Below are 9,799 nucleotides of genomic sequence, written 5' to 3'. Positions count from 1 at the left end.
CTTTCTTTATCGCCTTGCAAAGCAAGAACTTGAGTTTTTTTTAAAGATAATTGGATTTTTTCGGTGATATCGGTTTGGAGTGTGATAAAGCAGGAAAAAGCAGAAGTTAATCATAAAAAAGTCTAAAGTTATTAGACGTAACGTCGAATACCGGCGTTATGATTGCAGTAAGGTCATGGCTAAGTTCGGGGTTTGCTTCGCTTGAGCCAAAATGCTCGTGCTTACTTGCTGTAATATCTGCTGTTTAATCATTTGCGTGGTTTCTTTGGCGTAGTCGGTGTCTCGGATCCGGCTTCTCGACGATGACAAGTTCTCTTCCATATTAGCGAGATTATTAATGGTATGTCCAAGTCGATTTTGATTGGCCCCCAATTCTGAGCGATGACTATCAACGAACTTCATTGCCTTATCAATAACAGAAACGGACAGCTGAGCGCCGCCTACCGAATCTATCGACAGATCGTCAACGGTGACAAAACCTTGCGTCTCCATCTGCAATTCGCTTGCTAGCGCCCCTGAAAACGTCACTTCGTTCGTCACTTTTTGCGAATCGGCAAACAACTGTAATTGTCCATGCTCATTCACAGATGCCGACAACACCTTTGTTTGACCATTAATGTATGTCGCCACCTGCTCTATGTCATCGCCAATTTTCGCTTCAATTGTTTCTGTCATACTACGACCTGCTGAGTCTACATAGCTAAAGCTAAGCTGTTGCTGACCTTGCATAACACGCCAATTTTCCGATGCTCCATTCAATGATTGGTACGCCGATCCGCCCATTTGCAGCTGATCGGTTCGCATACTCTTAAGCTCAACCTGCAATGCCTCCCCTGCTGCCGCGCCAATTTGAAAAGACGTACTGCCAAACTGACCATTGAGTAACTTTCTTCCGCCAAAAGAGGTCGTTTCTGCAATACGATTTAGCTCATCGTTAAGTGCAGTGAACTCTTCTTGCAAAGCTCGCCGGTCATTAGGAGAATTCGCGCCATTAGATGACTGCAACGACAAGTCACGCATACGTTGCAAAATTTTCGATGTTTCATTCATAGCACCTTCCGCCGTTTGCATGATGGAAATACCATCGTTGGCATTTCGTTGCGCGACACTTAATCCCGAGATTTGTGCATCTAGACGGTTGGAAATTTGTAGCCCTGCCGCGTCATCTTTTGCGCTATTAATACGACTGCCCGACGCCAATCGCTCTAACGATTGATTTAGAGCGTCAGTCGCCTTGTGGAGCTGATTTTGCGCCATCATTGCACTAACATTGGTATTAACGGTAATAGACATAACAATCCACAAAACAGATGATTGTTATTGATATCGGCGGGTAAAAGAAAAACTTAAGGAAGGTAAACCCGGTGTGCAAGTGAAGCAAACGAGTTTCTTGCTCGAACCGCAAGAAACTCTATATTGGTCGTTATACTGATCGCTATCGAGCAAAGGCCATTATTTTACGGTCAACTCAGCTAGCATGCCCTGAGAAGGGGCAAAGAAATACGCGCCAGTGACGGCTTTAGTAAAACGCAGCAATTGGTCGGTTTTCCCATCGGTTACCCCGTACATACTTTCAAGCATCGCATCAAAGTTATGAACCGTATTACAGTAAGCGATAAACAGTAAACCGTGCGCGCCACTGACACTGCCGTAAGGCAAGCTGTGACGAACAATTTTCAACCCTACGCCTTCTTCTTTCAAGTCCACTCGCCCTACATGAGAGGCCGCTGGCACATCGTCGAGTTCAATGGAGTCTGGCTTAGTTCGACCAACCACTTTTTCTTGTGCCGCAACATTGAGTCGACTCCAAGCAGGAAGGTTATGTTCAAAACGTTGGACCATCACATAACTGCCGCCAGCTAATTCACCTTGGCTGATGAGCGCGACTTCTGCACGCTTTTCGCCTTTAGGGTTTTCAGTACCATCGACGAAATCTGTCATATCGCGTGAGTCCATAAATCGGAACCCTTGAGTCTCGTCGACAATCGTCACATCGGATGAAATGTCTAACATCAACTTACGCAAAACGAAGAAATGTAAATCATGACGCTTAGAATGACAGTGAATGAGTACATCCACATCTGTCGAAGGCGCATGAATCTCGCCTTCACCTAATTCAGGAAACGGCTTCAGCTCAGCTGGCATTGACTGAGTAAGTCCGGTCCAAAACTGGTGGCTGAATGCTAGAGATAACGTCAAAGCTGCGTCGGGTTGAGATTGATTGAGATCATCCACCAGCTTAGGTAAGGCTTGTAATGCAGCGAGCACTTGTTGCGGATTTTGGTTCACTTTCAATTGCGTATACAGCGCGAAAGGTTCCGCATCTGGGATAATGGCACTTTGTGGTAATGACATAAAAACTCCTCTATTTTTGCTCAGTGTATTTTTAACTAGTGACTAGAGTTATGATTGTGATCAGTAACCGAACGGATATCGTTTGGAATTGCCAAACAATCTACCACAGTACGGCTGTTGACCAAATAAATGGCGAACCAAAGTAGCAGCACTAAGGTCAGCGCATTGGTCCAACTGAACCCCCAATGTTGTAAATTCACTAAATACGTGGTGTGGATCAACTGCCCTGCGACCACAACCAAAGAAATCGGTTTCAAGTAGTTCACCAGTCCGTTTATGAATGTCGACTCCGGCTTCCTTAAACTGATCAGCCACATCGCAATAGCAATAGGCAATCCCATCGCAAGCCCTATATACAGCATCTGCTGATCAGGGTAGACGTACTCTAGAATGGTTACACCATCATTTCGGCTAGCGCCAGCCACGACAAACACCACCCATGCTCGGATCAGGAAAAACCACCCTAACCATAACCAAATGGGGGCTTTTAAAAAACCATGTTTATCGTATTGCTCAAATGCATAGCGCATGTGTCTATCTCTCTTTGTCTCGTATCACATTATATTGAGTTGCACGTATGACTATTCAAGTTCATGCGCGACATTGTGATAAAATAAAGACAATGTATTTGCGAGTCGCTTGGTATTTATAAATAATGAAAAATCAACAACCCATCCCATCCGCTGAAACTCAGCAAGAAGCAATGAGAATTGCAAAGTCCACACAAAAACCCGGTCAAACGAAAGAGCAAACGCGATTAGTCGCACAAGGGATTGAAAAAGGGATCGCCCTTTATAAGAAACAACAAAAAGAGAAAAAACGCCAAGCGGATAAAGCCCAAAAAAAACAACGAAGAGAGAAACTAAAACCCGCGATAACGGATCACACGGAACCAAGTGACTCTGTCTCACCTCAAGCCGTAACGCCCCCTTCGAGGCTGCCTTGGGGGTTATTAACGATCAGCTGGATAGGTTTTGCTGCGTATGTATTCTTTCTGCACTCATAAAATATCAGCGGCATTGCTCTGCATTGTCATGTTATCCGGGTGCTCGTCACCTGCGCATAACCTCACGCAACAATCTGCATCCGTGGTACTGAGATTGGATCAAAATATTGATACGTCACAGTGCCAATGGAAAGGCGACGTGACTGGCTCTGAAGGGCATTGGTATAACTTTCTCTTCCTACTCAATAGCACTATGGCACGAGGTGCGATGAATGACATTAAAAATAACGCGGCCGAAATAGGCGCTAATACGGTCTATCTACTGTTGCCAATTGATTTCCAAACATCTGTCACACTGTTCGGTAGCGCTTACGATTGCCAAAAATAAAGCCAGGGTCTAGACCCTGGCTTTATTTTTTATTCGCTCGCACGTTCTTAATATTTCATCCCCGTTCGAAGATGACCATTGCTGCTATACGCCTAACGTTGATTCAATATCAACTTTACGCTGTACGACCCATTGGCTATCAAACGGTCCCCAGTCAGATAACTGGTAATATCCATCATTGTGTCTACGCCCATCTTGAACAAACATCAGTTCAATACCGATACCGGGTAGCGCTTTGATCACATCTTGTATGGTGCGACGAGGCCACCCCGTTCTTTCAATCAGCTTTGGCACATTCGGTCTGTCTATGCTCTCAACAAGCAGTGCAAGATAGAGACGACGTGCAAATACAGGACTCAGTTCCATTGACACCTCCTAATTATGTGCTTCACCAATATATTCAATTTCACCAGCATGGTGTTGCGCTTGATCAATTTCTCGATAATCGGTTTTGTTTCAATTACCTTGATTTTGTAACGACTCTTTAGGATTTTGCAGCAAATCACGGTAATTCTTCGCCAAACTGACCTAAAAACCAACGAGTAAAAGTCCGACCAAGACCGACAGGCTTTGTCTCTCACAACACTTCTTGATAGGATGCAAAGAACAACACCCATAACAAGAACCCTCATATCTAAAGAGGGATCATCAGCGCTCAAAGGACACCAATATGTCGACAACTATGTTTGGAATTCCAAACTGTGACACCATCAAAAAAGCAAAAAAATGGCTTGAAGCCAATAACATTGAATGCCAATTTCACGACTATCGTAAGCAAGGCATTACCCCTGAATTAGTTGAACAGTTTTGTCAGCAACTCGGCTGGGAATTAGTACTCAACAAACGTGGCACCACATACCGTCAGTTATCACCAGAACAAAAAGAACAATTAAACGAAACGAATGTTGTCGCTCTGCTGGTTGAGCAGCCTGCCATGATTAAACGCCCAATTCTCAAAGTTGACGATCAACTGCACATTGGCTTTAAGGCAGAACAATACCAACAAATTTTCAATCTATAACCCTATCGGTCACTGTGACCAGTTCCGATAACACCGTTAAAAATAAGATACAAGGATCCTCAAGGATGACAGACAGCCCCGTTTTGGCACTAGCAAAAGACTTAATTAGCCGCCAATCAGTAACACCCGAAGATGCCGATTGCCAAAAAGTGATGATAGAGCGACTTAAAGCCCTAGGATTCGACATTGAAATTATGGTATTCGAAGATACCACTAATTTTTGGGCTCGCCGCGGAACCGCCGCGCCACTTTTTGCGTTCGCCGGTCACACAGATGTCGTGCCTGCTGGCTCTCTCGACCTTTGGCATACTCCACCGTTTGAGCCAACCATCATTGATGGTCACTTACATGGCCGCGGCGCTGCCGACATGAAAGGCTCACTCGCTTGCATGATCGTCGCCGTTGAACGCTTCATCAAAAACAACCCTGATCACACCGGATCCATTGCGTTCTTAATTACGTCTGATGAAGAAGGTCCTTTTATCAACGGTACGACACGTGTCGTCGACACCTTAATGGCGCGTAATGAACTTATTGATATGTGTATCGTGGGTGAGCCTTCCAGTACCGAGCATGTTGGAGACGTTGTTAAAAATGGTCGCAGAGGCTCCATCACTGGCGACCTATGCGTTAAAGGGATTCAAGGTCACGTTGCATACCCTCAATTAGCTCGTAACCCTATCCATCAATCCCTCACCGCATTGGCTGAGTTAGCGGCAACTAAGTGGGATGACGGTAATCAGTATTTTCCACCAACAAGCTTTCAAATTCCAAACCTGCATGCAGGCACAGGGGCAAGTAATGTCATCCCTGGCGAATTTAATGTCCAGTTCAACTTTCGCTTCAGTACTGAATTAACCGATGAAGACATTAAGAAACGTGTCCATTCAACACTCGACTTACATGGCCTAGAGTATGATTTACAATGGACGCTCAGTGGTCACCCCTTCCTAACGGACACTGGAGATTTGCTCACCGCAGTCGTTGATGCAGTCGCGACAGTGAATAACCAAAAGCCAGAACTTCTTACAACCGGTGGGACATCCGATGGTCGCTTTATTGCAAAAATGGGCACACAAGTCGTTGAACTCGGTCCTGTAAACGCAACCATTCATAAAGTAAACGAATGTGTTAACGTCAGCGATCTTGAAAAGCTCACCGATATGTATGAGCACACACTGATTAACTTACTCGGTCAGTAATAATGATAGATACGTCGCTTGTAGGACTCGATGACACCCAACTGATCGATTTAAAGGTCGCTCAACGTTTATTTCAAGTCCACCCAAATGTTCACAAGGATTTGGCGCATTTAATACAAGCGGCATCCTCCGCTGGCTTTGACCTTTTCATCGCCAGTGGCTATCGCAGTTTCCAGCGACAGTTAGTCATTTGGAACAACAAAATGAATGGCACTCGACCGATCCTGGATAGCCATGGAAAGCCACTAATCACCGAGCAACTGACTGAAAAAGAAAAGGTGTTTGCCATTTTGAAATGGAGCGCTCTTCCCGGCGCAAGCCGCCATCATTGGGGAACGGATTTTGATGTCTATGCTGGAAACTTACTACCAGAAGATACGCCACTACTGCTAGAGCCCTGGGAATATTTGAATGGACATCAACACGCCTTTTACCAGTGGCTAAATCAGAACCTTGCAAGTTACGGCTTCTTTTTTCCCTATCAACAAAGCCTGACTAATGGTGTTGCTTTCGAGCCTTGGCACATCAGTCATCGTCAAGCTTCACAAGAAAATTTGAACCATATGACGGTTGAAGCATTGAGTGAGATCATTAAGCAATCTGAAATTTTGGGACGAGATACCATACTCTCCGAGCTTAATACCATCTACAATCAATACATCATCAACATCAGCCTTTGAGGGCAAATTATGATTGAATGGCTATTCAACCCTTGGGTCATCATCATTGTGGTTTTAGCGGTGGTATTTGGTAACATTGCTGCTTTAAAGTACACCGCTAACATGAAGTTTGATAACCAAAAAAATACGGCTAAGAAAAGAAAATACGAGCTCGATAGACTTAACGAACTCGATAAAGAAAAATACGGCAAGCATGATAAAAAATAAAAAGGACCATAATGGTCCTTTTTATTTTATTGGCTCGCTTTACCCTGTTTTATCACCGTCGAAATTAACGGCTCCAACGAGCGTAACAAGCTCTCGTTGACCGGTTTGCCATCTTTGTCGGTGACATTGATTGACGTACGGTTACCAAGATCACCAAATAGGAAAGTATACTCTCCCGGCTCTAGATCGATAGGCTTCAAGCCAACATCATTCCAAAACTCATCATCTGGTGAGGCGTACTTGGCCTTGGCCGTACCCTGAGACTGATTACGAGAATCAATAGTAAAGCCCATTCTAGGCAATAACTCTGGGACTTCTTGCCACATCACGTTATACGGGGTACGCGCAATAATAACAGGTAGACCACTGCGGTCTGTACCCATACTGATTGGAATTGATTTAACCAGTTGCTGAGCTTTCAACTCTGCTTCTTCTCGTAAATCACGATCATAACGTGCTGTAACCAAGTTGGTCATCAAGGTGTTATAACGCTCTTCATTGGTACGAGTTACTGGCTTCACTGTGCCGGCTTCTCGCCAATCAATCAATTCCATTTTAAAGCCAAAACGACGGTTGGCTTCAAAGCGTGTGATTTCATATCGGCTGCCAATCTCAACATCTTCATCTTCAGAAATCCAAGTTACCCAAGCCGTTTCAATTCGGTCATCGGTTTCTTCAAGCGCTTTGACATCGATCTCGGTAAGCATTTTTTGGACTGTCGCCCATACTTTGTCCATTTCGTCTTGCTTAAGAAGCCATAATGTCACTTCAGAACCTTGACGTTCAACTCGGGCTCCTGGAATTAACTCCAGTACTTGTTGTGGTGGTCGAATATCAACTTCACGCCCGATTCCACCCTTAAAGTCACCCTCTGGGATCTCATAGTTAGGGTAGAATTGTGGAGTGGCGTCTTCAGCCAATTGCCAAGTGCGAAGCTCCGGCGTTTCTAAATAGTTGAAATCATCTTTTGCTTCACGACGAGTGTTAGGATCACTAGAGCAAGCAGCTAATACAATAACAGCTAACGAAGAGACCGCTAGCTGACGAGAAAATTTCATTGAGACTCCCTTAAAAGAGGAGCATAACGCTCCTCTTATATAATCTATTTTAGTAGATACAAGCTTCCGACATTGCCTGAGCAACGACTGGCTTAGCTTGTTCTGACAGTTCAGTCAGTGGCAAACGTAGACCACCTTCTTCAATCAAACCCATTTTGTGCGCCGCCCACTTCACCGGAATAGGGCTTGACTCAACAAACAGGTTTTTATGCAGTGTCATGAGTCGCGCGTTGATTACATGCGCTTCTTCAAATCGACCTTCTAGAGCAAGATCCATCATCTTAGCCATATCAGCCGCTGCAATATTGTTGGTCACAGAGATAACCCCTTTACCACCTTGTTGAATGAAATCCAACCCGGTTGAATCATCTCCACTTAGTAAGATAAAATCTTCGCCACAAAGTTCACGGTGAATTTGAATTCGTGACAAATCACCCGTCGCATCTTTTAATGCAACAATACCTGGAATCTTAGACAGGCGCGCCACCGTCTCAGGCAGGAGATCGACACCGGTGCGTCCTGGAACATTGTATAAGATTTGTGGAATATCACTCTCTTCAGCAATCGCTTTGTAATGCTGATATAACCCTTCTTGAGTTGGCTTATTGTAGTATGGAGTCACACTCAAACAGCCCGCAATACCCACGTTATTTAGCAATCGGCTAAACGTAATGGCTTCATGTGTAGCATTCGCTCCAGTACCTGCAATAATAGGTACTCGTCCAGCGGCAAATTCAACCGTCTTAGCGACAACCTTGACATGTTCTTCTACAGTTAATGTTGCAGACTCACCCGTCGTTCCGACTGCAACGATGCCGTCAGTACCCGCGTCAACGTGAAAATCCACTAGCTTCTTTAAGCTAACAAAATCCACCTCACCATCTGGAGTGAATGGGGTTATTAATGCAACAATACTTCCTGAAAACATGGCTATCTCCCTAAATTGATACTTCTTGCATGGTACTGTAATGATATTGATAAACACAAGAGATTAAAAACAGTTCCCATAAAGAAGTGAATGATTAATTACAGATTTCAGATATGAGGCACGTATAAGATGCGCTTTTGGTGAATATCGGTGTCAACCAACCGTCAAATTTAGCCAGAATATCTTGGTTAGCCTCTATTATTTTCGGTTAGTTTCTATTATTTCACTGAGCTTCTAAGTTGACGCTTAATCTAAGGAGAGAAAAGCCTAAGATCGTGAATGTCGTTAGGATCGGTTTGCACAGATTGAAGCCTTTAGCCGCATTTAAGGGGACATTAGAGAACACTTTCAACAAAAACATCGGTGGTTTTCATCACAGCAACCACAAGAGCTTTAATTTGAGTTGTGCTACCATATCAACAAACATGGAATAGAAGTGTCGCTATGAATCAATACTTAGTCATTACCGCCGTTGGTACCGATCGCCCAGGGATTTGCAACGAATTGGTGCACCTTGTCACTCAATCAGGATGCAATATCGTCGATAGCCGTATTGCTATGTTTGGCAATGAATTTACTTTGATTATGCTGATTTCTGGCAACAGCAGTCATATCACTCGCGTTGAAACCACATTGCCACTACTTGGCCAAGAGCATGACCTCATCACTATGATGAAGCGCACCTCTAAGCATGATTTTCTCGCTAACCAATATACCGTTGAAGTCTTCGTTGAGTCAGAAGACCGCGTCGGCCTAACCGAGCAATTCACACAATTTTTTGCTGACCGAGATATTGGCCTTGCCTCATTAAGTGCACAAACCATAGTTAAAGAGCGAGCGGGTACGGATATTGACCAATTCCAGATCGCCCTAAGCGCCAATGTCGAAGAAAACTGCAATTTAATGCAGCTGCAAGAAGAATTTGATGCACTATGCCAAACCTTGTCGGTGCGCGGTTCTCTTAATTTTATTAGTAGCAACAAGCTATAAGTCAATTACCTATAAAAATAATCA

At 44.2% G+C, this 9,799-nt stretch carries 13 protein-coding genes; 7 read left to right on the top strand and 6 right to left on the bottom strand.

Annotated elements, in window-relative coordinates; all coding sequences use genetic code 11:
* Positions 1 to 156: 156 nt before the first annotated feature.
* The 3 genes from M9196_RS15220 to M9196_RS15210 form a co-directional block, all read right to left on the bottom strand.
* On the bottom strand, positions 157 to 1,293 hold the full coding sequence (locus M9196_RS15220) for a flagellin (protein WP_250618384.1): 1,137 nt from the start codon (positions 1,291 to 1,293) through the stop codon (positions 157 to 159).
* Between the two features lie 159 nt (positions 1,294 to 1,452).
* A complete protein-coding gene (locus M9196_RS15215; protein ID WP_250618383.1) occupies positions 1,453 to 2,355 on the bottom strand; it encodes a Dyp-type peroxidase in 903 nt (300 codons plus the stop codon).
* Positions 2,356 to 2,390: 35 nt separating this feature from the next.
* The gene (locus tag M9196_RS15210) at positions 2,391 to 2,885 is read right to left on the bottom strand and encodes a DUF2919 domain-containing protein (RefSeq protein ID WP_250618382.1); all 495 of its coding nucleotides are present in this window, start codon (positions 2,883 to 2,885) and stop codon (positions 2,391 to 2,393) included.
* Positions 2,886 to 3,010: 125 nt separating this feature from the next.
* On the opposite strand from M9196_RS15210, the gene M9196_RS15205 reads away from it, so the two are divergent.
* Positions 3,011 to 3,361 carry a DUF2956 domain-containing protein gene (locus tag M9196_RS15205; RefSeq protein ID WP_250618381.1) on the top strand — a complete coding sequence of 117 codons (351 nt, stop codon included), beginning with the start codon at positions 3,011 to 3,013 and terminating at the stop codon, positions 3,359 to 3,361.
* Positions 3,339 to 3,689 (top strand): DUF4156 domain-containing protein, encoded by a 351-nt coding sequence (locus M9196_RS15200; protein ID WP_250618380.1) that lies wholly within the window; start codon positions 3,339 to 3,341, stop codon positions 3,687 to 3,689. The genes M9196_RS15205 and M9196_RS15200 overlap by 23 nt, the downstream gene beginning before the upstream one ends.
* Before the next feature lie 84 nt (positions 3,690 to 3,773).
* Here M9196_RS15200 and M9196_RS15195 read toward each other — a convergent pair whose 3' ends face one another.
* Positions 3,774 to 4,055, bottom strand: a complete 282-nt coding sequence (locus tag M9196_RS15195) for a winged helix-turn-helix domain-containing protein (RefSeq protein ID WP_250618379.1) — start codon at positions 4,053 to 4,055, stop codon at positions 3,774 to 3,776.
* Positions 4,056 to 4,359: 304 nt separating this feature from the next.
* Here M9196_RS15195 and M9196_RS15190 point away from each other — a divergent pair, with 304 nt between their 5' ends.
* The 4 genes from M9196_RS15190 to M9196_RS15175 all read left to right on the top strand — a co-directional run bounded on the left by M9196_RS15190 (position 4,360) and on the right by M9196_RS15175 (position 6,799).
* Positions 4,360 to 4,710 carry an ArsC family reductase gene (locus M9196_RS15190; RefSeq protein ID WP_250618378.1) on the top strand — a complete coding sequence of 117 codons (351 nt, stop codon included), beginning with the start codon at positions 4,360 to 4,362 and terminating at the stop codon, positions 4,708 to 4,710.
* 65 nt (positions 4,711 to 4,775) lie between these two features.
* The gene (gene dapE, locus M9196_RS15185) at positions 4,776 to 5,912 is read left to right on the top strand and encodes a succinyl-diaminopimelate desuccinylase (RefSeq protein WP_250618377.1); all 1,137 of its coding nucleotides are present in this window, start codon (positions 4,776 to 4,778) and stop codon (positions 5,910 to 5,912) included.
* A 2-nt stretch (positions 5,913 to 5,914) separates the two neighbouring features.
* Positions 5,915 to 6,592, top strand: a complete 678-nt coding sequence (locus M9196_RS15180) for a M15 family metallopeptidase (RefSeq protein ID WP_250618376.1) — start codon at positions 5,915 to 5,917, stop codon at positions 6,590 to 6,592.
* Between the two features lie 9 nt (positions 6,593 to 6,601).
* Complete coding sequence (locus M9196_RS15175) at positions 6,602 to 6,799, top strand: DUF2897 family protein (protein ID WP_250618375.1); 198 nt, start codon at positions 6,602 to 6,604, stop codon at positions 6,797 to 6,799.
* Positions 6,800 to 6,825: 26 nt separating this feature from the next.
* Here M9196_RS15175 and bamC read toward each other — a convergent pair whose 3' ends face one another.
* Positions 6,826 to 7,857, bottom strand: coding sequence for an outer membrane protein assembly factor BamC (gene bamC, locus M9196_RS15170; protein ID WP_250618374.1), 1,032 nt, complete (start codon positions 7,855 to 7,857; stop codon positions 6,826 to 6,828).
* A gap of 49 nt (positions 7,858 to 7,906) precedes the next feature.
* On the bottom strand, positions 7,907 to 8,785 hold the full coding sequence (dapA, locus tag M9196_RS15165; protein WP_250618373.1) for a 4-hydroxy-tetrahydrodipicolinate synthase: 879 nt from the start codon (positions 8,783 to 8,785) through the stop codon (positions 7,907 to 7,909).
* A gap of 444 nt (positions 8,786 to 9,229) precedes the next feature.
* On the opposite strand from dapA, the gene M9196_RS15160 reads away from it, so the two are divergent.
* Positions 9,230 to 9,775: a glycine cleavage system protein R gene (locus tag M9196_RS15160; protein ID WP_250618372.1), complete on the top strand. Its 546-nt coding sequence runs from the start codon at positions 9,230 to 9,232 to the stop codon at positions 9,773 to 9,775.
* Positions 9,776 to 9,799: the final 24 nt, after the last annotated feature.

This window comes from Vibrio methylphosphonaticus (genome assembly GCF_023634655.1).
In the GTDB taxonomy this organism is placed as follows: Bacteria; Pseudomonadota; Gammaproteobacteria; order Enterobacterales; family Vibrionaceae; genus Vibrio; species Vibrio methylphosphonaticus.
The sequence above is the reverse complement of the archived record's forward strand: the minus strand, read 5'-3'. Positions and strand labels throughout refer to the sequence as shown.

What these genes read in the sequence shown, in the direction of transcription:
- M9196_RS15220 (WP_250618384.1), bottom strand. Translation starts at nt 1,293, where the DNA reads ATGTCTATTACCGTTAATACCAATGTTAGTGCAATGATGGCGCAAAAT.
- M9196_RS15180 (WP_250618376.1), top strand. Translation starts at nt 5,915, where the DNA reads ATGATAGATACGTCGCTTGTAGGACTCGATGACACCCAACTGATCGAT.
- bamC (WP_250618374.1), bottom strand. Translation starts at nt 7,857, where the DNA reads ATGAAATTTTCTCGTCAGCTAGCGGTCTCTTCGTTAGCTGTTATTGTA.
- M9196_RS15190 (WP_250618378.1), top strand. Translation starts at nt 4,360, where the DNA reads ATGTCGACAACTATGTTTGGAATTCCAAACTGTGACACCATCAAAAAA.
- M9196_RS15215 (WP_250618383.1), bottom strand. Translation starts at nt 2,355, where the DNA reads ATGTCATTACCACAAAGTGCCATTATCCCAGATGCGGAACCTTTCGCG.
- M9196_RS15200 (WP_250618380.1), top strand. Translation starts at nt 3,339, where the DNA reads ATGTATTCTTTCTGCACTCATAAAATATCAGCGGCATTGCTCTGCATT.
- M9196_RS15205 (WP_250618381.1), top strand. Translation starts at nt 3,011, where the DNA reads ATGAAAAATCAACAACCCATCCCATCCGCTGAAACTCAGCAAGAAGCA.
- M9196_RS15175 (WP_250618375.1), top strand. Translation starts at nt 6,602, where the DNA reads ATGATTGAATGGCTATTCAACCCTTGGGTCATCATCATTGTGGTTTTA.
- M9196_RS15210 (WP_250618382.1), bottom strand. Translation starts at nt 2,885, where the DNA reads ATGCGCTATGCATTTGAGCAATACGATAAACATGGTTTTTTAAAAGCC.
- dapA (WP_250618373.1), bottom strand. Translation starts at nt 8,785, where the DNA reads ATGTTTTCAGGAAGTATTGTTGCATTAATAACCCCATTCACTCCAGAT.
- M9196_RS15160 (WP_250618372.1), top strand. Translation starts at nt 9,230, where the DNA reads ATGAATCAATACTTAGTCATTACCGCCGTTGGTACCGATCGCCCAGGG.
- dapE (WP_250618377.1), top strand. Translation starts at nt 4,776, where the DNA reads ATGACAGACAGCCCCGTTTTGGCACTAGCAAAAGACTTAATTAGCCGC.
- M9196_RS15195 (WP_250618379.1), bottom strand. Translation starts at nt 4,055, where the DNA reads ATGGAACTGAGTCCTGTATTTGCACGTCGTCTCTATCTTGCACTGCTT.